The 23,447-nt window shown below is 68.2% G+C and carries 21 protein-coding genes and 1 pseudogene; 14 read left to right on the plus strand and 8 right to left on the minus strand.

Annotated features, from left to right (window positions below):
- The coding region (locus HUW62_RS32030; protein ID WP_303626865.1) for a Clp protease N-terminal domain-containing protein at positions 1–491 on the minus strand (491 nt) is incomplete at its 3' end.
- Between the two features lie 231 nt (positions 492–722).
- On the opposite strand from HUW62_RS32030, the gene HUW62_RS32035 reads away from it, so the two are divergent.
- The 8 genes from HUW62_RS32035 (at position 723) to HUW62_RS32070 (ending at position 9,976) form a co-directional block, all read left to right on the plus strand.
- The gene (locus tag HUW62_RS32035) at positions 723–1,427 is read left to right on the plus strand and encodes a YIP1 family protein (protein WP_163864579.1); all 705 of its coding nucleotides are present in this window, start codon (positions 723–725) and stop codon (positions 1,425–1,427) included.
- Entirely contained in the window at positions 1,424–2,770 is a 1,347-nt protein-coding gene (locus HUW62_RS32040) for a TolC family protein (RefSeq protein WP_163864580.1), read from the plus strand. The genes HUW62_RS32035 and HUW62_RS32040 overlap by 4 nt, the downstream gene beginning before the upstream one ends.
- Entirely contained in the window at positions 2,767–4,032 is a 1,266-nt protein-coding gene (locus HUW62_RS32045; protein WP_163864581.1) for an efflux RND transporter periplasmic adaptor subunit, read from the plus strand. The genes HUW62_RS32040 and HUW62_RS32045 overlap by 4 nt, the downstream gene beginning before the upstream one ends.
- Positions 4,029–4,781: an ABC transporter ATP-binding protein gene (locus HUW62_RS32050; protein WP_163864582.1), complete on the plus strand. Its 753-nt coding sequence runs from the start codon at positions 4,029–4,031 to the stop codon at positions 4,779–4,781. The genes HUW62_RS32045 and HUW62_RS32050 overlap by 4 nt, the downstream gene beginning before the upstream one ends.
- Positions 4,778–6,016, plus strand: a complete 1,239-nt coding sequence (locus HUW62_RS32055; RefSeq protein WP_163864583.1) for an ABC transporter permease — start codon at positions 4,778–4,780, stop codon at positions 6,014–6,016. The genes HUW62_RS32050 and HUW62_RS32055 overlap by 4 nt, the downstream gene beginning before the upstream one ends.
- A gap of 4 nt (positions 6,017–6,020) precedes the next feature.
- On the plus strand, positions 6,021–7,253 hold the full coding sequence (locus tag HUW62_RS32060) for an ABC transporter permease (protein WP_163864584.1): 1,233 nt from the start codon (positions 6,021–6,023) through the stop codon (positions 7,251–7,253).
- Positions 7,254–7,317: 64 nt separating this feature from the next.
- A complete protein-coding gene (locus HUW62_RS32065; protein ID WP_163864585.1) occupies positions 7,318–8,322 on the plus strand; it encodes a cysteine synthase A in 1,005 nt (334 codons plus the stop codon).
- Positions 8,323–8,554: 232 nt separating this feature from the next.
- Complete coding sequence (locus tag HUW62_RS32070; RefSeq protein ID WP_176436564.1) at positions 8,555–9,976, plus strand: RICIN domain-containing protein; 1,422 nt, start codon at positions 8,555–8,557, stop codon at positions 9,974–9,976.
- Between the two features lie 22 nt (positions 9,977–9,998).
- On the opposite strand, the gene HUW62_RS32075 is transcribed toward HUW62_RS32070, so the two are convergent.
- Positions 9,999–10,667: a hypothetical protein gene (locus HUW62_RS32075; RefSeq protein ID WP_163864586.1), complete on the minus strand. Its 669-nt coding sequence runs from the start codon at positions 10,665–10,667 to the stop codon at positions 9,999–10,001.
- Between the two features lie 213 nt (positions 10,668–10,880).
- Between HUW62_RS32075 and HUW62_RS32080 the strand changes: the two genes are divergently transcribed.
- The 3 genes from HUW62_RS32080 (at position 10,881) to HUW62_RS32090 (ending at position 15,306) form a co-directional block, all read left to right on the plus strand.
- Positions 10,881–12,674, plus strand: a complete 1,794-nt coding sequence (locus HUW62_RS32080) for a choice-of-anchor X domain-containing protein (protein WP_163864587.1) — start codon at positions 10,881–10,883, stop codon at positions 12,672–12,674.
- A 121-nt stretch (positions 12,675–12,795) separates the two neighbouring features.
- Complete coding sequence (locus HUW62_RS32085) at positions 12,796–14,106, plus strand: hypothetical protein (RefSeq protein WP_176436565.1); 1,311 nt, start codon at positions 12,796–12,798, stop codon at positions 14,104–14,106.
- A gap of 6 nt (positions 14,107–14,112) precedes the next feature.
- Positions 14,113–15,306: a hypothetical protein gene (locus HUW62_RS32090; protein WP_163864589.1), complete on the plus strand. Its 1,194-nt coding sequence runs from the start codon at positions 14,113–14,115 to the stop codon at positions 15,304–15,306.
- Here HUW62_RS32090 and HUW62_RS32095 read toward each other — a convergent pair.
- Genes HUW62_RS32095 through HUW62_RS32105 form a run of 3 tightly spaced genes read right to left on the minus strand, consistent with a single transcriptional unit; the run spans position 15,294 to position 17,980 of the window.
- Positions 15,294–15,662 (minus strand): hypothetical protein, encoded by a 369-nt coding sequence (locus HUW62_RS32095; RefSeq protein WP_163864590.1) that lies wholly within the window; start codon positions 15,660–15,662, stop codon positions 15,294–15,296. The genes HUW62_RS32090 and HUW62_RS32095 overlap by 13 nt on opposite strands.
- Before the next feature lie 13 nt (positions 15,663–15,675).
- On the minus strand, positions 15,676–17,313 hold the full coding sequence (locus HUW62_RS32100) for a HAMP domain-containing sensor histidine kinase (RefSeq protein WP_176436566.1): 1,638 nt from the start codon (positions 17,311–17,313) through the stop codon (positions 15,676–15,678).
- Positions 17,282–17,980 (minus strand): response regulator transcription factor, encoded by a 699-nt coding sequence (locus HUW62_RS32105; protein ID WP_163864592.1) that lies wholly within the window; start codon positions 17,978–17,980, stop codon positions 17,282–17,284. Before HUW62_RS32105 ends, HUW62_RS32100 begins: the two co-directional genes overlap by 32 nt.
- 249 nt (positions 17,981–18,229) lie before the next feature.
- Here HUW62_RS32105 and HUW62_RS32110 point away from each other — a divergent pair, with 249 nt between their 5' ends.
- Positions 18,230–18,946: an endonuclease I family protein gene (locus tag HUW62_RS32110; RefSeq protein ID WP_240356259.1), complete on the plus strand. Its 717-nt coding sequence runs from the start codon at positions 18,230–18,232 to the stop codon at positions 18,944–18,946.
- A 332-nt stretch (positions 18,947–19,278) separates the two neighbouring features.
- On the opposite strand, the gene HUW62_RS32115 is transcribed toward HUW62_RS32110, so the two are convergent.
- Together HUW62_RS32115 and HUW62_RS32120 are read right to left on the minus strand one after the other, a co-directional pair.
- Positions 19,279–19,704, minus strand: coding sequence for a hypothetical protein (locus tag HUW62_RS32115; protein ID WP_163864594.1), 426 nt, complete (start codon positions 19,702–19,704; stop codon positions 19,279–19,281).
- Positions 19,705–19,933: 229 nt separating this feature from the next.
- Positions 19,934–20,455, minus strand: coding sequence for a hypothetical protein (locus tag HUW62_RS32120; RefSeq protein WP_176436567.1), 522 nt, complete (start codon positions 20,453–20,455; stop codon positions 19,934–19,936).
- 335 nt (positions 20,456–20,790) lie between these two features.
- On the opposite strand from HUW62_RS32120, the gene HUW62_RS32125 reads away from it, so the two are divergent.
- Positions 20,791–21,801: a PKD domain-containing protein gene (locus HUW62_RS32125; protein ID WP_163864596.1), complete on the plus strand. Its 1,011-nt coding sequence runs from the start codon at positions 20,791–20,793 to the stop codon at positions 21,799–21,801.
- A 273-nt stretch (positions 21,802–22,074) separates the two neighbouring features.
- Here the strand turns inward: HUW62_RS32125 and HUW62_RS32130 are convergent, their stop codons facing one another.
- Positions 22,075–22,746, minus strand: a complete 672-nt coding sequence (locus tag HUW62_RS32130) for a hypothetical protein (RefSeq protein WP_176436568.1) — start codon at positions 22,744–22,746, stop codon at positions 22,075–22,077.
- A 291-nt stretch (positions 22,747–23,037) separates the two neighbouring features.
- Here HUW62_RS32130 and HUW62_RS49125 point away from each other — a divergent pair.
- Positions 23,038–23,229: pseudogene (locus tag HUW62_RS49125) on the plus strand (DUF5953 family protein); the annotation flags it as partial.
- Positions 23,230–23,447 lie beyond the last annotated feature (218 nt).

Here is a 23,447-nt window from a genome sequence, read left to right on the forward strand (position 1 = left end):
CGCGCCCCGCCGTCCCCGCCCGCCCCCAGGGGGCGGGCGGGGACGGCGGGGCGCGCGCCGAGCACATGCGTGCGGCCAGGCTGGAGCTTGCGCGGCATCCGCCCGCTCACGAAGTAGGAGACCGCCGTGGTCCGCAGGGTCGCCAGGTCCAAGCCCGTCTGCGTCAGCAGCTCCTGCGCGACGCAGCGCACCCGGGTCACCGCGATGAGCAGGTGGAGGCAGTCCGCCTCCTGGGAGCCACAGCTCGTGGCGATTTCCCGGGCCTTCTCCCTCAGCTCGCGAACGTGGCCGTCCGCTTCCGCCGGCGCGGCGGTGAGCAGGTGGAGGAGGGCATCCTCGTCCACGCCCCGCTCCTTCAGCAGGAGCTGCGCCCGGTTCTCCACCGTGAAGAGCGCCAACAGCACGTGGGCCGAAGTAATCTTCTGGGCCACGCTCCGGGCGATGTCGTTCGCTTCTTGGAGGACCTGGGCGAGATCCGTGCTTTCGACCATTCGAGCTCCGGCAAGCGTGCAGCCGAGCGGAATACACCCTCTCGATCCCGACGGCAAAATTTCCGCAACAGGTTGCTACAGGTCTGCGGAATCCTTGAGGTAGAAAGCCGCGCCACCTTCCATGAGGATGGAATTAGGTTGGTCGGCTGCCCGTTCACCGCCGCAAAATTTCGACTGGCCGAGCAATTGCCTTAGGGGGGCGCCGTACATCCCTCCGAGACCACTCACTCTATGACCTCTCTCGTCCAACCCGTGCGCGTCTTCATCGACCCTGTCGAGGGAACGCCCGCCGCCGTCGAAGCCCGCCGATGGGTCTGGCCCCTGCTCATCCTCGCCCTCTGTGTGTCCGCCTCCGGGACGCTGTTTTCCCTTCGATGGGACGCGACCCCGGATGTCATCCGTGAGCTGCAGGCGTCCGGGGAGATGGCGACCATCTCCGAGGCCGACCTGAGCGACAAGATCCAGACGACGACCCGCAAGGCGCTCGTCGGTGGCATCGCCAAGGGCGTCTTCGTGATGCCCATGGTCGCGCTGCTCCTGGCCGCCATCCTCTGGGTGGTGTCCTGGCTCTTCGACCGGCCCGCCCACTTCGAGCAGCTCATGTCCGTGGCGGCGCTGGCGCTCCTGCCCATCGCGCTGTACCACGCCGTCCTCGCCCTCTGCATCGCCGCGCAGCACACCATCTCCGTCGCTCGCGTCGCGCAGCTGGTGCCGGCGCATCTGGGCGTGCTCCTCGGGGGCCTCAGCCCGAAGATGGCGCGGGTGGCGTCCACCGTGGACTTCTTCAACCTCTGGAGCACGGGCCTGTTGGGCCTGGGCTTCGCCGCCGCCACGGGCATGTCGCGCAGCCGCGCGCTGCTCCTGGCCCTGGCGCTCTATGTGATGTTCGCGGGAGTGATGATGGTCGGTCTTCCGGGTGCGGGAGGTGCGCAATGAACGCCCTCATCGTCGCCGCGCTGCTCACCGCCGCTCCTTCACCCGCGCCCACGCGCCTCACGCTGGAAGAGGTCCGCACCCAGGGCCGGCAGAGCACCACCGCGCTCCAGGCGGCGCTCGACCTGGCGGTCGCCCAGGAGGACGTGCACGTCGCGCGCGCTCCGCTCCTGCCCCAGCTCTCCGTCAACGCGTCCGTCGGCAAGAACTGGTTCGGTCGCCGCAAGTCCTTCAACCTGGTGCCGGACGTCAACAACCCGGGCGAGTTCGTGCAGATCCCCGTCGAGTCGAAGCCCACCAGCACGGGCGACTACGACCTGGGCTTCATCCTCAATCAGGTCATCTACGACCGGGCGCGCTGGAAGCAGCTGGAGCAGAGCGGCGTCTTGCGCGACGCGCAGAAGAACCAGGCGCAGGAGGAGACGGACACCTCCGAGCTGGAGGCCATCCGCCGCTTCTTCACGCTCTTCCGCACCCAGGCCACCCGCCAGGTGCTGGAGGCCACCGTCAAGCGCAGCGAGGAGCAGCTGGATCGCGCGCGCTCCCTGTTCCAGGCCGGTCGCGTGGGCAAGGTCGAGGAGATCTCCGCGCTGGTGAACCTGGGCAATGACCGCATCAACTTCGTCCAGTCCTACACGCAGCTGGTGACGGACCAGACGCAGCTCGCGGTGTGGCTCACCCGTCCGGGTACCGAGCCCGTGGAGGCGGTGGACCCGGGCGTGCTCACCGAGGAGCCCGCGCCCGCGCCCACCATCGACCAGGCCATCGACTCCGCCCGCGAGAGGCGCCCGCTGCTCAAGGCGCTCCAGCTTCAGGTGCGCTCGGCGGAGCTGCAGCGCGCCATCGCCCGCGCGGACTACCTGCCGGTGCTGTCGGCCCGCGGCCTCTACACCCGCCAGGGTCCGGACGCCGAGCAGGTCTTCACCGAGCCGCGCCTGCAGAACAACTTCCTGGGTAGCATCAACCTCGATTGGAACGTCTTCAACGGCTTCATCACGCCCGCCCAGACGCGGCGCGCGGAGGCCACCATCCGCAAGGCCCAGCTCACGCTGGCGCAGTCGGCGCGGGAGATTGAAGGCGAGGTGCGCGCCGCGCACCAGTCGCTGGAGGCGCAGATCGTCGCCGCCCGGCTGTCCGCCGAGAACAAGGAGGCCGCCATCCAGGGCCTCAGGCTGGCGGAGGAGCGCTTCAAGGCGGGTGCGGGCTCCACGCTGGAAGTCCGAGATGCCCAGCTCAGCCTCACGCAGGCGGAACTCAGCTTGTTGGAAAACAGGATTGATGTCGAAATCGCCCGCTTCAGTTTGTTGCGGGCCATGGGCGCCCTGAGCCCGGGAGAGACGAAATGAAGTGGTGGAAGGGTGCGATTGCCGGTGCGCTGTTCCTCGGTGCCGCGGCCATCACGGCTGGGGGACTGAAGGAGCGTCCGCCACCGTCCCAGGAAGTGCAGATCGCCAAGGCCCGCAAGGGCACCATCACCCGCACCATCACTGGCGCGGGGAAGGTGCAGGCGGCGACCACGGTGAAGATCTCCTCCAGCCTCTCCGGAGACCTGGTGGAGCTGCTGGTCAAGGATGGCGAGCCGGTGAAGAAGGGCCAGGTGCTCGGGCGCATCGACAAGCGCATCTACGAGGCCGCGATGAAGCAGGCCATGGCGTCGCAGAACGCCGCGCGCGCCGATGCCCAGGTGGCGGAGGTGGAGGTCGGCCGCACCGTGGCGGAGCTGGGGCGGGTGGAGGGCCTGGTGACCAAGGGCCTGGCGTCCGGCGCGGAGCTGGACCTCGCCAAGGCGAGCAAGAACACGGCGGACGCGCGGCTGGCGTCGTCCCGCCAGCAACTGGCGCGCAACGTCGCCATCGTCGAGCAGGCGCAGGCGGACCTGTCGAGGACGACGCTGTCGTCGCCCATCGACGGAAACGTCATCGAGCTGTCGCGTGAGGTGGGTGAGCGCGTGCGTGGCTCGGAGCTGGCCGAGGACGTGGTGATGACCATCGCCGCGCTGAGCGCCATGGAGGTGAAGTTCGAGGTGGGCGAGCACGAGGTGGTGCACCTGAAGCCGGGCCAGCCCGCGGACGTGACGCTGGACGCGCTGGAGGGGCAGACGTTCCAGGGCTCGGTGGTGGAGATCGCCCAGAAGGCGCTCATCAAGAACCCGGGCACGGAGGCGGAGGTGACGAGCTTCCCCGTCACGGTGGCGCTGGACATGCGTCCGCCGGGCGTGCTGCCGGGCATGAGCGCGGAGGCTCGCATCTCCGCGGAGACGCGCGAGGACGTCATCCTGGTCCCCATCCAGGCGGTGACGGTGCGCGCGGAGCGCTCGCTGCCGGACTACAAGGAGTCGGTGGAGGGCGGCGGGCTGAAGGCCAAGCGCACCGAGACGCTGGCCAAGGTGGTGTTCGTGGTGGACGCGGCGAACAAGGCGCAGGTGCGGCGGGTGCAGACGGGCATCGCCTCCGACACGGAGCTGGAGATCGTCTCCGGGCTGAGCGACGGGGACCGCGTGGTGGAGGGGCCCTACCGCACGCTGTCGAAGGAGCTGAACCACGGAGACAATGTCCAGGGGCCCGACCAGGGCGAGGCTCCTGGCGCGAAGGGCGGTCAGAAGTCGTGAGTGACGGCAGCGGCGCCGGCAACGGCCGGCTCATCCAGGTGGACGACATCACCCGCGTCTTCCATGTCGGTGGCGAGGAGGTGCGCGCACTGCGCGGCGTCACCTTCGGCATCAGCAGGGGCGAGTGGGTGGCCATCATCGGGCAGTCCGGCTCTGGCAAGAGCACGATGATGAACGTGCTGGGCTGCCTGGATACGCCCACCAGCGGCCGCTACATGCTCAACGGCAAGGACGTGTCGCGCATGAGCGACGACGAGCTGGCCGTCATCCGCAACGTGGAGATCGGCTTCATCTTCCAGACGTTCCAGCTGCTGCCGAAGGAGACGGCGCTGGCGAACGTGGAGCTGCCCCTGGTGTACCGGGGCATGGCGGCGAAGGAGCGGCGGGAGCGGGCGAAGGCGGCGCTGGACAAGGTGCAGCTCACGCACCGCATGCACCACCGCCCCAATGAGCTGTCGGGCGGTCAGCGTCAGCGCGTGGCGATTGCCCGCGCGCTGGTGTCGGAGCCCTCCATGCTCCTGGCGGACGAGCCCACGGGCAACCTGGACTCCGCCACGGGCGAGGAGATCGTCCGGTTGTTCGAGCAGCTCCACAAGGCGGGCCACACGCTGGTGCTCGTCACGCACGAGCCCAAGCTGGCGGCGCGCTGCCCCCGGGCCATCCGCCTGAGCGACGGCTCGATTGTCGCCGACGGCTCCGGACGTGAAGTGGCCATGGCCGTCGCCGGCCCGATGGTGGCAGGCGTATGAAGAGCGTGACGAGCCTGCGGGTGGATGTCCTGGAGGGGGCGCGCATCGCCCTGTTCTCCCTGCGCGCCAACCGCCTTCGCACGGTGCTGACGACGCTGGGCATTGGCATCGGCGTGGCCACGCTGCTGGCCATCGTCGGCATCATCCAAGGGCTCAACACGTCCTTCCACAAGCAACTGGCGAGCTTCGGCGCCAACACGCTCTACGTCTCCAAGTTCCCGTGGATGATCAAGGGCGACTGGTGGAAGTACCGCAACCGGAAGAACTTCACCCTGGAGCAACTGCCCCGGCTGCGCGCCATGGCGCCGTTCATCACCGCGCTGTCCCCGTCCGTCTCCCGGCTGTCGGATGTGTCGTACGGGGGCGAGCAGATGTCGTCGGTGCGCATCCAGGGCGTCAACCACGAGTACCTGAGCATCGCGGGCTTCGACATCACCGGAGGCCGCTTCATCACGGAGGCGGATGAAGAGGTGACGCGTCCGGTGGCGGTGATCGGCGCGGACGTGGCGGAGCGGATGTTCCCCGGCATCAGCCCGGTGGGACGGACCATCCGCGTGGACAACCGCTCCTTCCAGGTGGTGGGCACGCTCAGTCGGAAGGGGAAGGTGGTCAACGAGAGCATGGACCTGCTCGTGCTCATCCCCTTCAAGACGTTCTACAGCAACTTCGGCAAGGGGCGTCCGTTCGAGATCGCCATGGCGGTGGCGGACGCGTCCCAGGTGCGCATGGCGGAGGACCAGCTCATCGGAATCCTGCGCCGCCTGCGCGCGACGGAGCCGGGCCAGCCCGACGACTTCAACATCAACAAGCCGGAGGCCATGGCGCAGACCTACGCGCAGCTCACTGGCGCGCTGTACGGCGTGGCGGTGGGCGTGGGGCTCATCACCCTGCTCGTGGGCGGCATCGGCATCATGAACATCATGCTGGTGTCCGTGCGGGAGCGGACGCGGGAGATTGGCGTCCGGCGCGCGCTGGGGGCTCGCAAGCGCACCATCGTCGTCCAGTTCCTCATGGAGGCGGCCAGCGTCTCCGCCGTGGGAGGCCTGCTGGGAACGACGGTGGGGTTGGGGACGGCCAAGGTGGTGTCGTTGATAACGCCGCTGGCGGCGGACGTGCAGACGACCACCGTGCTGGGTGGGGTGTTCTTCGCGGCGCTGGTGGGCCTGCTGTTCGGCATCTGGCCGGCGGCGCGCGCGGCGAACCTGGACCCCGTGGAAGCCCTCCGGTACGAGTGAGTCGATGAGAGCCTTCCTGGACAATCTGCGGCTGGCCCTGGGCACCTTCCTGGGCAACCCGCTGCGCTCCCTGCTGACGCTGCTGGGCATCGTCATCGGCGTGGCCACCGTCATCACGATGATGGGCCTCATCGAGGGCCTGCGCACCAAGGTGAACAAGGACCTGGGGCGGCTGGGGGCTCACACCTTCCAGCTCACCAAGTGGCCCGCGGGCGGCTTCGGCCGCTTCAACTGGGCGAAGTTCGCCAAGCGCCCGAACATCGACATGGAGGACGTGCACGCCATCGAGATGCTCTGTCCGTCGGTGGGCGTGGTGGCCCCGTCGGATGACGCGGGCGGGCAGAAGGTATCGACGGCGAGCGCGGAGACGCGGCCCTCGGTGCGCATCATCGGCGCGTCCACGACGTACCCGATAACGAGTGGCGTCTCCGTGCAGTCCGGCCGCTACTTCAACGAGGTGGAGGGGCTGGACGGGCGCAGTGTGGTGCTCCTGGGCGTGGATGTGGCGGACTCGCTCTTCCCCGGCATCGACCCGGTGGGCTTCGAGGTGCGCATCCAGAACCGGCCGTTCCGGGTGATTGGCGTGCTCCAGCGGCGCGGCAGCTTCCTGGGCATGGTGAGCATGGACAACCAGGCCATCATCCCCCTGCGCGTGTACCAGCAGATGTACGGCAAGGAGTGGTCGCTGGCCGTCGACATCCAGGCGAAGGACCCGAGCCTGTTCCGCAAGGCGCAGGACGAGGTGACGACGCTGATGCGGCGGCGGCGCAACGTGGACCCGGACCAGCCCAACGACTTCGAAATCCACACCAACGAGTCGGTGACGGCGTCCTTCAACCAGCTCTCGCAGGTCATCACCATCGCCGGCATCGGCGTGTGCCTGTTGTCGCTGGTGGTGGGCGGCATCGGCATCCTGAACATCATGCTGGTGTCGGTGATGGAGCGGACGCGGGAGATTGGCGTGCGCAAGGCGCTGGGGGCCAAGCGGCGGCGCATCCTCGGGCAGTTCGCGACGGAGGCCGTGCTGCTGGCGCTCTTTGGCGGCGGCCTGGGCGTGGGGCTGGGCTTCGGGCTCGTCTTCCTCGGGGACTGGATGGTGGGCTTCCCCATGTCCGTGCCTCCGTGGGCGGTGGGCCTGGCCCTGTCGATGAGCTGCGGGGTGGGGCTGCTGTTCGGTATCTACCCGGCCGCCCGCGCCGCGAAGCTGGATCCCGTCGAGGCGATGCGCAACGAGTAGCGCGAAGCCGAGCCTGGGCCCGTCGTCGGTTGCCTCCCTCCCCGGACTCCGTTAGGGGAGGGGGATGGCGCCACGCATCGGTTCGCTCTGGGACTCGGTGGGAAACACTCCGTTGCTTCGCATCGGCTCGCTCAGCCGCATCACCGGCTGCGAGATTCTGGGCAAGGCGGAGTTCATGAACCCCGGCGGCAGCATCAAGGACCGCGCCGCCAAGGGGATGATTCGCCGCGCGGAGGAGCAGGGACTCCTGAAGCCGGGCGGCACCATCGTCGAGGGCACCGCGGGCAACACGGGCATTGGCCTGGGGCTGCTGGGCCGCGAGCGCGGCTACCGCGTCGTGGTGACGATGCCGGACAACCAGGCGCGCGAGAAGTACGAGCTGCTGGAGGCCATGGGCGTGGAGGTCCGCAAGGTGCCGCCCGTGCCCTTCGCCAACCCCGGCCACTTCTTCCACCAGGCCCGCGCCCTGTCCGAGCAGCATGGCTGGTTCTGGGCCAACCAGTTCGAGAACACGGCCAACGGCGACTTCCACTACGAGACGACGGGGCCCGAAATCTGGGAGCAGTGCGAGGGCCGCGTGGACGTCGTTGTCATCTCCGTGGGCAGCGGCGGGACGATGTCCGGCGTCAGCCGCTTCCTCAAGGAGCAGAGCCCCGCGCTGCGCGTGGTGCTCGTGGACCCGCCGGGCTCCGGGCTCTACAGCTACGTGCGCGAGGGGAAGCTGGAGTCGTCGGGCTCGTCCATCACCGAGGGCATCGGCATCATGCGGCTCACCGCCAACTTCCAGGCCTCGCGCGTGGACGAGGCGATGCACCTGGGCGATGGGGAGATGCTGGACACGCTCTACCACCTGGCCCGCGAGGACGCGCTCGTGGTGGGCACGTCGGCCGCCCTCAACGTGCGCGCCGCATATGAGGTCGCCCGTCAGCACGCCGGCTCGGGCCTGCGCATCGTCACCTTCCTGTGTGACCACGGCAGCCGCTACGCCTCCAAGGTCTTCAACGCGGAGTTCCTCGCGTCGAAGCAGCTCCACGTGAAGCCGCTGCCCGGAGTCTCCGCCGCGCGCTGATTGGCTCGCACGACGCGGCGCCCGTCCTCGCTTCCGCGCCCGTCGTGCAGTCCGCGCCGAAAATACGGACCCCGGCACAAGCCCGTGCAGGGGGCTCCCAACTGTCCGACAGGACTGGATAGAGTTCCTTCGATTTCTGGAAAAACTGTTGTTGCGGGTTTAGGGCGACGCTACAGGTGCGCGACCCATCCGCCTCCGTTCTGGGGGCGGGGGCTCACCTCATGGAGTCCGCATGTCGCGCATGGTGTTGCCGTTGAGAGCCCTGGTGTTGGAGGCCGCGCTGGCGGCCATGGTGCTGGCCTGTTCCGGGGCGCCGGACGTGGAGTCAACCGCCGACGAGCCGCTGGCGCGGCAAGAGGGCGCGGCGCTGGCGACGCGCGTGGTCGGCTACTTCCCGACGTGGGCGGGTGACGTCAACGCCATCCCCTACGACAGGCTCACGCACATCAACTACGCCTTCGTGGTGCCCACCGCGCAGGGTGGGTTGACGGGCCCGAGCGGGACGGACGCGCGGCTGCGTTCGCTCGTCACCGCCGCGCATGCGCGAGGCGTGAAGGTGCTCGTCGCCGTGGGCGGGTGGAACGACGGCAACGACAGCGGCTTCGAGTCGCTCGCGGCGAACGCGGGCACGCGCACGGCCTTCGTGAACAACCTGGTCAACTACGTCAACGCGGCGGGGCTGGACGGCGTGGACATCGACTGGGAGTACCCGGACCCGGGCGCCTCCGCGCAGAACTTCGCGGCGCTCATCCGCGAGCTGGGCGCGGCGATGCGCTCGCGCGGCAAGCTGCTCACCGCCGCGGTGGTGGCCAACGGCTACTACGGCGAGGGCATCCCCACCTCGACGTTCGCCGACTTCGACTTCCTCAACATCATGGCGTACGACGGCGGGCAGCCGCATTCGACGTATGACTACGCCGTCCAGTCGCTCAACTACTGGAAGGGGCGGGGCCTGCCGGCGTCGAAGGCTGTCCTGGGCGTGCCGTTCTACGGGCGCTCGCCGTCGTCGTACGTGGGCTACGCGGACCTCGTCGCGCGCGACTCGCAGGCGCCGTACAAGGACAACGTCGGTGACGTCTATTACAACGGCATCGCCACCATCCAGGCCAAGACGCGGCTGGGGCTCCAGCAGGGCGGCGGGGTGATGATCTGGGAGCTGACCCAGGACACGCGCACCGACACCTCGCTGCTGCTCGCCATCTTCAACGCGGCGCAGGGCGGCGGTGGCGCCACCCGCTACCGCATCATCAACAAGAGCTCCGGCCGCTGCCTGGACATCAACGGGCCCAGCACCGCGGACGGGGCGAGCATCCACCAGTGGGCGTGCCACACCGGTGCCAGCCAGCAGTGGGTGCTGGAGCCCACCGACAGCGGCTTTGTCCGCATCGTGTCGCAGTACAGCGGCAAGGTGCTGGACGTGCGCGACGTCAGCACCGCGGACGGGGCGGCGCTGCAGCAGTGGACCTGGTCCAACGGTGGCAACCAGCAGTTCCGCACCGTGGCGACGACCGGCGGGTTCCACCGCATCGAGGCGCGACACAGCGGCAAGGTGCTCGACGTGGCGAGCTGTGGGACGAGCGGCAACGGCACCGTCATCCAGCAGTGGACCTGGTCCAACAACGACTGCCAGCAGTTCCGGCTGGAGGCCTGGTAGCGAGCGGCCTTCCGTCGTCGCCTCAGTGAGGGGCGGAGAAGCGCCCGGGCTCCAGCGTCATGGCGCTCGGGCGCGTCTTGCGGAAGAGGTAGTAGTCGGCGGGGCGCTCCCAGTGGGATGAGCCCGGTGCGTCGCGCGCGGCGGGGCCCCGGGGAGGAATCTTCGGGACGAGGTACGCGGAGAGCTCCTGGTCGCTGAAGGTGAACGTCCCGCGCTGCTCCTTCACCACGGCGATGAGCTCTAGATTTTCCTCGGCGGCGGCCTCGGCCGCGTCGCCATGGTGGTCATTCGTCACCAGCAGGCCGCCGACCTTCAGGTACTTCCCACAGGCGCGCGAGATGCCTCCGGCATACAGCGCCAGCAGCAGGTCGAAGCTCTCCTCCAGCGCGGGGATGGGCTGGAGGTAGTCCTGCGCGACGAAGCGCACGGAGGCCTTCTGCTCGTACTTCTGACGGGAGCCAATCTTCCTCAGCACACCGTCCTTGTTGGCGAAGAAGCCCTGCGCCAGGTCGTTCCGGTCCACGTAGACGACGTTCTGGAAGAAGAACGACGGGGTGATGTGCACGAAGCACCCCGGATACAGCACCGAGTCCACCGCCACGAAGCGCTCGCGGAGCAGCTCGAAGAGACCCGCGCGCTCGAGCTGATGATCAACCACGAAGCCCTGGTAGATCTCCTCGACTCTCTCCATTTCCTGGATTTGAGCCGGTTTCCTGGCTGCCGTACAACTTTGGGCCCTCTCACGGGCGGAGAGGCGCTGTAGCGCGGAAAGTCACAGTTGGAGTGAGAGTTGTTGCCTGGGAGGACACATCCTCGCGGTGCGTGTGTGTTTTCTCCGTGTGTTGGTCCTGGCCTGGGGGGTGCATCTTGGGAAGTCGCTGAAAATCCCCTGGAGGCGACATCCATGAAGAAGTGGTCCCCGAAGAAGGCCCTGGGCTTGAAGTGGGCTGGGTCCGGTGTGCTCGCGGTCGCGTTGTGCATGACGGGTTGTGGTGGCGAGGCGCTGGAGAGCCCGGCTCCCCTGGAGGCCCGGCCCCAGGCGGCGGTGGCGGAGCCGACGCCCTCCACGAAGCCGACGCCCATCATCCAGTCGATGGACGTGGTGGCGCAGGACGACGTGCTGGGTTCCCAGACGCGCAGCCTGGTGAGGGTGAAGCTCGCCCAGAATCAGCAGGGTCTCTTCACCGAGGTCCCTGTGGTGTCCGACACGGGCAAGCCGGTGGTGCTCAGGGACCAGGGCAAGGACGGCGACGAGCAGGCGGGCGACGGGGTGTTCTCCGCCTTCGCCGAGGTCGACCTCGACCTGCACCGCAGGACGCAGGACCGCATCACCGCCGCGCAGCGCCAGCAGCCCAACGAGCCGCTGACGTTCGCCGTCTTCAACAACCGCGAGCTGGTGGAGGAGCGCCCGGTGGTGGCGTTGTCGTCGAGCGTCTTCAGGCCGCGCGTGCCCATCCCCGTGACGCCCGTGGGCCTGCTCAGCGACGTGAGGCCGGCCCAGTCGCTCATCATCACCCATCCGAACGTCGTCAATGACCCGACGCGCACGTATGACCCGTGCTCGAACTCCGGCAACCCGAACGGGGTGTGGACGTTCAACCACCTGATGACGGAGATGGCGAGCACGTTCGTGACGCCGTCGGCCCTCACCGAGCAGTGGCTGCTGCAGTGGAACGCGAACCAGACGCTCAACGGGTGGACCGTCCCGGGGCGCGGACAGGTGATGAATCGCATCCTGAATCCGTGGCCGAAAGTCGCCGGCACGCTCGACATGACGAAGTCGGCGTTCAAGCTGGTGGCCATCTTCAACCGGTTGGACCTGGGCAAGGGCAATGGCCCGGTCGGCTACGGCGGCTCCAGCGGCGGTGGTGAGCTGCGCTTCGTCTTCGCCGCGGTGGACAAGAGCGCGGGCTGCGCCATCCGGCCGCTGCTGGTCATCTTCGAGTACGGCGTGCCCATCAACGGCTGCCTCAACGTGAAGAGCTGGGCGCAGCAGTGGATGGCGCTGTCGAACCCGCTGATGGTGCTGGGCAGCCCGACCTACAACGCGGCGCTCCAGGCGCTCACGGAGCAGGTCGTCGTCGCGGGCGCGGCGCCCACCAAGCCCAACGGCAACGCCATCAACCAGATTCGCACCAACGACTTCATGCTCTCCTCGCCCTGGGAGCTGCGGGAGTTCCACCTGTTCGACACGGGCGCGACGCCGAACTTCCTGTCGGAGACCACGGTGGCGCTGACCCCGGGAGACCCGCGCAACAACACCACCCTCTTCCGGGACTTCGTGAACACGAACCAGGCGGCCATCCTCGCCAACACCTACGGCGTGCCGACCACCTTCGCGAGCGTGAACTTCCTGGGCGCCAACCCGCGCGTCCCGACGCCGGCCACCACGTTCTGGCGGGCCGCCGGCATCGTGAACAACACCGCGCGGCACAAGTTCTCGCTCAACACGTGCAACGGCTGCCACGCGCGCGAGACGAACACGTTCTTCACGCACATTGGCGAGACGGGCGGACTGTCGCCCTTCCTGTCCACGGGCATGATCAACCCGCTCACGCCCTTCAACGTGGCGGACCCGGTGGACGGCACGGTGCGCCCGTTCTTCGAAATCCGGGACCGCGCGCAGCACCTGGACTCCACCGCGAACCAGTCCTGCCTCACCCGCGCGTTCGACGTGCGCGCGCTCGCGGTGCACTGACGTCGTGAAGCACGGGTCCGGGGGGGCATGCCCCGGGCCTGCACGAATTCCGCACAAACATGCCTCATGAAGCGCACGGGCTGGCCATCCGGGTTGCACACCGGGGGGCCAGTCTGTGTCCATGAACCTTCCCGTTTCCGCGCCGCGTCCTCAGAGGACGTCCGATGGCCCCATCCGAGGGGCCTTCCGGTGGCTGGTCGCCCACCACGTCTTCGGCAGTCTCTTCATCGTCGTCTTCGCGACGGCGGTGATTGCCGGCCAGGTGGCGGACCGCACGGACTTCGCCACCTCGGAGCTGGCTGCCGGCGTGGAGGACCGGTGGGGCGCGCCCGTCGTCCAGCCCGCGCCTTCGCTGCGCTACGTGCACAGCGGCACCATCTTCACCGAGCTGAAGCCCCTGGCCTTCGACCGTCAGCACGTGGAGGTGCTGGCGAAGATGAACTATCGCAAGCGCGGCCTGCGCTACTTCTCCGGCTTCGACTTCAACCTGGGCGCCGAGTACGCGGTCGTCAATCGCGAGGGCCATGACATCGACGTGGCGTTCATCTTCCCCATGGAGATGAACAAGTCGCAGGTGCTGCTGTCGGAGCTCCAGTTCCTCGTCGATGGCCAGGAGTCCAGTCTGGATTTGGGCGAGTCCGGCAACCGGCTGGTGTGGACGGGCCGCATCGCGAAGGGCGCCACGGCCCGCTTCGTCATCCGCTACCGGGCGCGGGGGCTCGACTCCTTCGTCTACAAGCTGGACCCGAACCTCTCCGCGAGAGATGTCCGCCTGCACTTCGCCGTGGAGGGAGGCGACAACTTCGACTATCCGTCGGGCGTGCTGTCCGCCTCGTCCGTGCAGACGGGCAGCGACGCCGTCATCCTGGACTGGGCCTTTCAGTCCCTGGAGTCCGGCGTCAACCTGGGCGTCATCCTGCCCTCGGAGAAGACGTTCGACTCCATGGTGTCCCGCATGGCGGGGCGCGCGTGGGTGCCCTTCCTCGCGCTGGTGGCGCTGCTCGCGGCGCTGGGGCTGCGGCACAAGCGACAGCTCGCCCTGCATGAGTCGTATCTGCTGGCCGCCGTGTACGGCTTCTTCTTCGTGCTGCTGGCGTACCTGGCCGCCTTCATGAACTTCTACGTGGCCTATGTCCTCAGCGCGCTGGGGCTCGGCGCGGCCGTGGTGGCCTACGCGCGCTGGCTGTTCCCCAAGGAGCGCACGGTGGTGCTGGCGGGAGTCTGGGCCGCCACGCTGCTGGTGCCCACGGCCGCTGTCATCCTGGATGGCTACACGGGCCTCATCTACACGCTGGAGATTCTCGCCGGCCTGCTCGGGCTGATGGTCCTCTCCACCCGCACCGGTGTGCGGGCCTTCCTCTCGGATTTGTCGCAGACCGGCGGCGCTCCTCGCGCGGCCGTCGCCACCCCTGTCACCCCGGAAGCGAGCTGAGCCACCATGCGGACCCTTTCTCTCGTCATCGGATTCCTGCTGCTCGCGCCGGAGGCCCTGGCCACGGGCGCCGCTGTGTCCACGCCTTCTCCCTCGGGCACCGCCACCGTGCCGTTGGACCAGCTCATTCCCCTGTACACGCAGCGCCAGGCGTACGTGCCTCCGCCCCCCACCGAGGCGCTGGTGAAGAGTCAGCTCAACGCCCGGCTGTCGACGGACGCCCTCCAGGTGGACGCCAGCTTCCAGGTGGAGGTGCTCGCGGAGGGACGTTGGACGCAGGTGCGTCTGCTCCACCTCGACGCGGACACATACCCCACCGCGATGCCCACGCTGGAGGACGCGACGGTGGGCGTCGTCGATGGCTTCCTGTGCCTGCTCACGCGCAAGGCGGGGCGCCATGACTTCGACGTGGGGCTCACCGTGCGCGCCTCGGGCAGCGGGCCGGAGCGCCGCGCGCAGCTTCGCTTCGGGCCGGAGGCGTCTCCGGTGCCGCTCCAACTGGATGCGGACACGTCCATCTTCACGCTGATGGAGCCGCTGCCGACCTCGGGAGAGGGCTACGCCGTCTATCCCGTGCAGGGCGTGGTGAGGGTGGGGTGGCGTTCCGCCTCGTCGGTGTCGCAGTCGACGAAGCCGCAGGTGCGTCCGCCGATGGAGCCGCGCATCGCCGAGGCCACCGCGACGTGGGTGTCCACCCTGGAGGGCCGCGCCTCGCTGCGCGTCAGCTACACGCTGAACCTGGACCGTGAGCAGCCGCTGGAGCTGACGGTGCCGGAAGGACACAAGCTGGAGCGCGTCACGCTCAACGCGGTGCCCATCCCCGTGGAGGAGGCGACGGACGGTGTGCTGAAGCTGAAGGTCGCTCCGTCGCGACTGGGTGAGACGAGCGGCGCGCTGGAGGTGGTGCTGGCGCGGGAGCTGGGCGTCTTCCACCTGTCGGGTCGGCTGAAGCTGGCGCTGCCTCGCGTGTCGTGGCCGGTGGCCGAGCTGCGGGCCCGCGCGCACTTCCCCGCGGTGTTCAACTACCGCCGCGAGGGTGGCAGCCTGGAGCAGGTGGACGCGGCCGACGCCGCGGCCGTGACGGCGAGCGCGCCCCTGCCGGGCAAGGTGCTGCACTTCCGGCAGTACCTGGTGGCCGCGTCCTCGCCCACGCTGGAGCTGGGCTACTCGGTGGACATCTCCGACAGCTACTTCCGCTGAAGCTCCAGGAGCACGTCCAGTTGGGCCCTCAAGACGTTGGCCTCGTCGTTCTTTCCGAGGCTGACGTAGAGGGCCACCGCGTCCCGCCGTTCACGCACTTCGCGTTCGATGATGGCGCTCACTGCTTCGGGCGTCAGGGCCAGACGGGGCACTTCGCCGCTTCCCAGTCCCTCGGCGCTTCCGGCGATGGTGCCCTCGACGGGCGGTGGCGCCGCCGTGCTCACGTCGGGAGCCTCCGCGTTGTCGAGGGCCGCCAGCACCTCACGCAGCACGGCCGAGGCGGGGGCGCTCCGGGTGCGAAGCGCGTCCTTCAGCGCGGCGCGAAGCGTCGTCTTCCACTCCTGCATGGTTCTCATGGCACGGCCTACCCTAGCGACGCACCAGGGGCGCCGCCACGGCGAAGGCCGCACCCGGCTCCGGAGGCCGTGCGGGGAGCAGCTCCAGTCCCGCGCCGAACGTGCGCAGCATCGACTGGGAGATGGTGAGGCCCAGGCCCGTGCCGCCCCGCTCGCGCGCGGTGGTGAAGAAGGCGTCGAAGATGAGCGCCCGGTTCGCCTCGGAGATGCCGCGGCCGGTGTCGCGCACGATGACTCGCGCGGGCCCGGTGCCGCTCGTCTCCACGGACAGGGACACGCGCACGTCCTCGCCCCCGTGCTGCCTCGCGTTGGTGACGAGCTGCCAGAGCACGTCGTCCAGCACCTCGGCGGGCAGGGACACGGTGAGCCCCTCCGGCACGGGACTCACGTCGACGCGCGCGAGTCCCTCCGAAGTGGCCCGGGTGGCGAGCGCCGTCAGCAGGGGCGCCAGCTCCACCTGCGCGGGCCGGGCCGTCATCGAGTCCGCGCGCGCCAGCTCCATCAGCCGCTGAACCAGTCGCGTGAGGCGCTTCGCGTCGGCGTCGATGTTGGAGAGGAAGCGCGCGCGTTGCTCCGGCGTCATCACCTCGGCGCTGTCGCGCAGCAGCTCCACCGCGCCCTGGATGGAGGCCAGCGGCGTCTTGAACTCGTGCGAGACGTTGGCGGCGAAGGAGCGGATGTACTGGTTCCTGTCGCGCAGCGCGGTGGCCATGCCGGCCAGGGACTCGGAAAGTTCGGCCAGCTCCGCGACGACGGGGCGGGCCACGGGCTCGAAGCCCTCGGGGGCGCTCGCCGTGATTGCGCGCGTCTGCTTCACCAGCGCTCGCACGGGCCGGCCCAGCAGCGCGGCGGCGGCGAGCGACATCAACGCCACCGCGCCGAGCGACACCAGCCCCGTGGCCGTCAGGTTCCACCGGTCCGCGTACATGGCCTTGGCGAACGTCATGGGCGTGCGAGCCAGCACCACCGCGCCCCAGACGCGTTCGCCCTGGATGACGGGCAGCGCCACGAACACGCGGATGCCGGTGTCGCGGCTGAGCGAGGCCAGGGGCGTGTCCTCCGGCTCGGCGTGGCGGCGGCGCAGGACGCTGGTGGGCATGCCGTGCAGCGCTTGTTGCACCTCGGTCCGGTCGGCCAGCGTGGCGCCCATCAGGTCCGCGCTGCTGCTGGACACCACCACGCCGCCGGCGTCCACCACGCGAATGCCGGCGAGCGTGGCCGCCCTCACGTTCTCCAGCAGCGGACGAAGCTTCTGGCCCACGTCCTGGGCCAGGGGTTCACCGGGCACGCGCGAAGAGGGTGGGCGGTCGTCCGGTGGTAGCGGCTCGTCCGAGGCGCGCAGCGAGGGGAGGATGGGCCGCAACTGGTCGTCAATCGGAATGGGGAAGGGCCACTTCGCGGTGCGAGGCTTGCCGTAGTCGAGGCCGGCCAACCGCTCGGCGAGCATGGACCGGTAGACCTCCGCCACCACCGCGCCCTGGGTGAGCAGCTCCGTCTCCGTCTGGCGGATGAGCTGGTTGTCGTAGACGCGCACGAAGGACAGCCCGCCCAGCGTGAGCACGAAGCCCGCCAGCCCCACGGCGACGAACACCATCCACAGCCGGGGCCGCGCCCGGGGCCTAGGGGATGGCGAGCCGATAGCCAAGGCCATGCACCGTCTCGATGACTTCTCCGCCGACCCCGGCGAACTTCTGCCGCACCCGACGCACGTGGCTGTCGATGGTCCGGTCACTCACCACGCCGTCGTCATAGACGCGCGTCATCACCTCGTCGCGGGTGAACACCTTTCCGGGCACCCGCAGCAGCGCGGCGAGCAGGTGGAACTCCGTCACGGTGAGCACCACCTCGTGCTCGCCCCACCAGGCGCGGAAGCGCTCCTCGTCCAGCTTCAACGGGCCCCGCGTCAACGGCTTGGGTGAAGTCGATGCGGGCGCGGCCTCCGTGGCGGGTCGGGCGCGGCGCAGCACCGCCTTCACTCGCGCCACCAGCTCGCGCGGGCTGAAGGGCTTGGTGAGGTAGTCGTCGCCGCCCAGCTCCAGGCCCAGGATTCGGTCCACCTCGTCATCCCGCGAGGACAGGAAGACGATGGGCAGCTCGTGCGCGCGGCGGACCTCCCGGCAGACCGCCAGGCCGTCCATCTCCGGCATCATGATGTCCAGGACGATGAGCGCCGGAGGGGAGCGCCGCACCTGCTCCACCGCCGCCCGTCCATCCGCGGCCTCCTCCACCCGGAAGCCGCCTTGCTCCAGCGCGAAGCGGACGATGTCCCGCAGGTGCGGATCATCATCGACGACCAGGACGGTGAGACGCTCGGCCACGGGACGCTCGGAAAAGGAGAGGGCGAGACGCGGAGTGTAGCTTCGCCACCCCACTTCAGGGACTTGCCGTCTCAGTCGTATTTTTTATTGTCACCGGACGCAACTGGCGAAAGGGGCGGTCGATAACCCCGCATGACCGTTGTCGGTTCCCCGCGCCCGCAGACTCGTCTGCTCGTCAATTCAACTCCCGCTGGCGTGGGGACCCGTCCTTCCCTGGATGGGGCTGGGCCCCAGGCTCGAAGGGTCTCCGTGCCGGGCACGCGGGACACGTTCGAGCAGGCGAGCGTCGCGAAGAAGGGCCCGTCCAAGACGGAGGCGCCCACTCCGCCGCTGCCTTCCGAGGGGACAGACCCCTTCGAGGGCCTCCGCGACGCGGCGCTGCTGCGCGCCATCAAGGAGTCGTCCTCAGGCAAGCACGTCAAGAGCTACACCGAGGCGCGCAAGCTCATCTTCGGCGAGCTGGACGTGGTGAACGGCAAAGTCACTTGCGTGTACACGGGCCGGGAGATTCAGGGCGGCAAGCCGCCCAAGAGCACCGACATGAACGTGGAGCACACGTGGCCGCAGTCGAAGGGGGCCACGGGTGCCGCGAAGAGCGACTTGCACCACCTGTTTCCCACCGACAGCAAGGCCAACTCGAAGCGGGGCAACTGGCCCTTCGGCGAGGTGGTCAACGTGAAGTGGAGTGAGAACGGCGCGAAGTTCGGCACCGACGCGCAGGGGCGCACGGTGTTCGAGCCGCCCGACTCCCACAAGGGCAACGTCGCGCGCGCGATGTTCTATTTCTCGTCCACGTACAGCAAGGCCATCCCCGACTCGGAGGAGGCCGTGCTGCGTGAGTGGAATGACCTGGACGCGGTGGACACCGCCGAGATTGCGCGCAACCAGCGCGTCGCCGAGCTGCAGGGCAACGTCAACCAGTTCGTCGAGCACGAGGACCTGGTCGACCGCATCAAGGACTTCTGAATCGTGACGGAAGGGACGAGCGACCTCGGGGGAGGGGCTCGTCCGGGTCGAGCCGGGGTGTCAGTCCGAGCCCCGGCTCACCCAGTCACTTGAGGCGAAGGGTACGGCGGGTACCCTTCGCGAACCTTGATTCGACGCGTCCGCCGCCGCGGACGCCGGATGGCCGCCGCCGCCACGAGCGCGAGCACCACCGGAACGAACACCAACAACGCTTGAGCCGTCACCGTCTTCCTCCTCTCTTGAACTATGGAGGGAGGGTCTGACGTGTCGTCCCAGGAAAACCTGAAATAACCTGGACTCCGGGGCTGTGGGGAGGAGTGGGACGGAGCGGCTCACGAGCAGGGGAAGTAGGGGCCGTAGCCCGTGGCCACCGAGGCCCCCGTGGAGTCCGTCACCGTCACCCTCGCCCTCAGGTTCCGGATGAAGGTCCCCGAGCCGTCAGGCCCGGGACAATAGAAGGCCTTGCTGGCTCCGCCCGCGATGGACCCCGTCGTGTACGTCCCGTTCGTCGCGTAGACGTACTGCTGCGAGGTCCAGGAGTAGGTGTACGGCGGGACGCCGCTGGTGACGGTTGCCGTGCAGGTGACGTCGCTGAACCCCTGGGTGCAGGCGAGCGACGCCGACAGGGCCGCGCTGTGGGTTCCCAGCGTGTCCGGGCCGGGGGCCTCGGTGCCGGGGCCTTCGTCGGCGGGACCACCACAGGCCATCAAGAACAACCCAGCTCCCAGCACCGTCGCTGCCATGAGTTTCGTCGTCATGCGAGTCTCCTGGAACGTGATTCGGGTGAAGGACCGCGCTTCAACCCTATCACTGGCGCGAGCCCGTCAAGTCCAGGAGGCGGGGCGTGAGTCTTTGTTGGTTTTGATTGGAACGAATGTCACGCGAATGAGGCGCGACCGGCGGCCATGGGTGACGTGGAAGTGAAGCCGAGCACGGCCGCCCATAGGAGCCGCCGTGCACGGAGATGCCTCGCCGGGGGCGGGCGGACTACCACTGCTCGACGGAGGTGATGCCCAGCGCGAACGGAGCGCCGATGAAGCTACCGTCTGACGTGCAGGGGCGGCTGGTGATGTCGTTCAGGTTGGCCGAGTAGTAGCCGTAGGTGGAGCCGTTGCCCTTCTCGTAGAACTCGGTGCCGTTCGGGAGGACGACCTTCCAGACGTAGTCGAAGTGCTCGTACCACTTGGGCGTGGTGCGGGTGGAGATGATGCTCCGGACCGTCACCGTCCAGGTCCACGGGGAGGAGGCGGGAACGGCCACCGTCTGCGTGTTGTCCCAGGTGATGGCGACGCCGTTGTCGAGCCCGCCCCAGCCGTGGATGAGATACACGGACGTGCCCCAGGGCAGCGTGTAGTTCCGGTACGACATCCGGATCTCCGCCTCATAGGAGTGGGCGTAGACACACGCGTGCAGCACCGCGCGCCCGTCCGCCCACTGCTCGATGGCGACAGCGGACGTGGACGCGAAGAACAGGGCGAGGGCGAGGACTTTTCGGAGGGCCGAGGTCATGGAGAGAGACTCCCAGGTGGATGGTTCGGCGGATGTCTCTAGCACGAGGGTGGGTATCGGCGCACTCCCTGTGCGTCTGCCCACTCCGCGTTTCCGGGGGCCGGTGACGGGTTCATGAAACATCATCGCGTGACAAAACGAGACGGGCGCATCTGGAATGACCCGCCCGACGTCTCAAGAGACTCGCCTTTGCGAGTCGCGTGAGGAGCACGAGCCCCGTGCTCGGGTGTCGAACCTGCCTCAGTTGGATGCGTGGAATGTCTTGTATTTGATAGGCCCCGAAGTCCTCGCGCCACATCAGCGAATCTCCGCTAGCGCGCGAGAGGGGAACATCCATGCGCGGTCTGGGTCGTCTTTCCGTCGTCGGGTTGTTGCTGGCGGTCATCGCCGGCTGTGGTGAGGAATTGCCCTCGGGTTCGGGCGCGGTACAGATGGTCTTCGGAGACCAGGAGTTCGCGGCGAGCGAGTCGAGCGTCACGCGCATCCAGGTCGTCGTGTCCGGCCTGGGCATCACCAACATCGAGCAGGACCTGGTGAAGACGGGCAGCACCTGGGGCGGCACGGTCGCGGGCATTCCCGCTGGGACGAATCGGATCATCACGGTCTCCGCCTATGGTTCGAGCAGCTCGCTCCTGTACCGGGGCGAGGCGACGGAGGTCACCATCGTCGAAGGGGGGACGACGCTCGTGGCCGTCACGCTCCATGACTTGACGGCGCCCCAGTACACGAACAACGACGCGCCCATCATCGACTCGGTGACGCTGTCGGCCGCGACGGTGGAGGCCGGTGGTCAGCTCACGCTGGGCGCCACGGCGCATGACCCGGTGCCGAACGACCTGGTGTCGTACTCGTGGAGCGCTTCGGCGGGAACGCTGAGCAGCACGACCATCGCCAACCCCACGTGGACGGCGCCGTCGTCCGCGCAGACCGTCACCCTGACGTTGACGGTGCGGGATCAGCGCAACGGCACCAGCCGGGCGCGCGTGACGGTGGAGGTCACGGAGGTGCTGGAAGTGGGCGGCAGTGCCACGATTTCCGTGAGCTTCAACGCGCCGCCGCTCATCCTCCTGGTGACCGCGAATGAGGGCAGGATTGTGTTGGGGCAGAGCACGGGGGTGAGCGCCAATGTGCATGACCCGGACCTGGGGACGGTGTTCTATCAGTGGACGTCGTCCTGCGCGGGGACGTTCTCCTCGCCCACGAGCCAGACGTCGAACTTCACGCCGTCGGCGGTTCCCGCGGGCGCCTGCAACAACTGCAGCATCACGATGACGGCGCGCGACCCCAAGGGTGGGACCCGCTCCGGCTCGTATTTCCTGTGCGTGGTTTCGACTCCCGCGCCGTAGTGGAGCGTCGGTGAGGTCGTAGCAAAGCCATTGGGCTGGCCCGCATGTGTCTTTTCATGCGGGCCTTGTCGTTTCTTCCCATCAGCGGGGAATGCCGCTGTGAGTCGCTACGTGCCGAGGTTATGGCGGGAAACAGCGAACCACTGGCTGCACCAGTCCTGTCTTTGTTGTGCAGCCTTGCCCTGGGCAATGATTGCTCTGTCTCCCATGGCGCCGGCAAGCCAGGGACCCGTCCGAGACTTCGAGGACGGGCGCCACTGAGCATTCCTGGTGCTACTGGAGGTCGACCGGGGGCGCTCCCTGCGTGAGCCTCTTGGCGACTGCCGCCGCGCTGTCACGCATGTACTTGAGCCGGTCATCGAACGCTCCGTCGCCGCCGCTGCCCGCGCGCTCGGTGTGGAGCAGTTCTCCGCTCTCGTTGATGTAGTGCACGTAGAAGAGGGCGGTGCCGTCGGCGATGAAGCGGTCGGTATCCACGCTCGCGAACGGCGTCCCGTCCTCGGTCCGGAGTTCCCGTTGGATGGGGGAGCGGAAGAGGGTCGCGACCGGGATGATGATTCCCTTGGCCCCCGCTTCCTTCACGTACCTGGCCAGATCCTGCTTCATCCTTGGCGGGACGTTGAACTTGTCGGTGGCGATGTTCGGGAGGGCCTCGCACCACTCGCTGTCCCCCTTCAGCTTCTTGACCTTCGCGGTAGAGACGTCCTGCCCGTACGCACTCCAGAGTGCCGGTGCGACGTAGTCCTCGATGTTGCGGATGACCTTGTCGTTGTTGTCCGCCGGCTCGGCACACGCGAGCAGGGGCGTGAGCGCGTAGGGCTTGTCCAGGGCGCTCCATTTTCCTCCGCTGAAATAGGTCGGGTTGGAGGTCGCGAGGCCAGGGACACAGCTGGAGAGCGTGATGAGCAACAACGCGGAGAGGAGGGGGGCACGGTGAGCGGGCATGGAGATTCCTCGAGCGGGTGGATGGGGCTCACGGGAATGCGTGAGCTGGTACGTCCCGTATCTCTCCAACGTTCCGCGCCTCGTTCTGTCGCATGGGTCGGCATCGTGGTGGGATACTTCAGGGCAGGCAGGCCTTGACGGCACCGCGCTGGCTCGATTGAAAGGACGTCGCCATGCGACTTCGCGCCAGTGTCGCCTGAGATCGTCGTGGGAGCCGTGCTCATTCTTGGTGCGGTGGTCGCCGCCAACATCAAGGAGGAACTGGATGCGTACGGGCTACGACACCGATACGCTGAGCAGGCAGGGCTCCCGGATCCTGAACGCGACACATCGCTGCTCGCGAGGGTGCGGTGCACGGTGTCTGGCGGGTGGGTTGTGCAGCTTACGGATGCACCGCTCGACTATGACAACCCCACGCATCTGGATGCGCTCAATCAAGTCTACGAGCGCTTCTCGAGGATCGGAGGCCGCGTAGTGCCTTGACCGTCGTCAATGGGAGACTTCGATGATATTCATTGCATTGGGGATGTCGTCGCCTGTTCGTGGCCCTTGACCTCTGTGCAGGGGGATTTAACACTACTGCGTCAGGGGCCCGATGGGTGGACGGGGAGGCCGAGCAGGCGACGTGAGTCGCGGTGGGGGTTGGTGCGGTGGCAGGTGGGGCAGCGCGGCAACCAAGAGGCAATCACTCGCGCCATGGC

The sequence above is a fragment of the Myxococcus sp. AM011 genome (assembly GCF_013372595.1).
In the GTDB taxonomy this organism is placed as follows: domain Bacteria; phylum Myxococcota; class Myxococcia; order Myxococcales; family Myxococcaceae; genus Myxococcus; species Myxococcus eversor.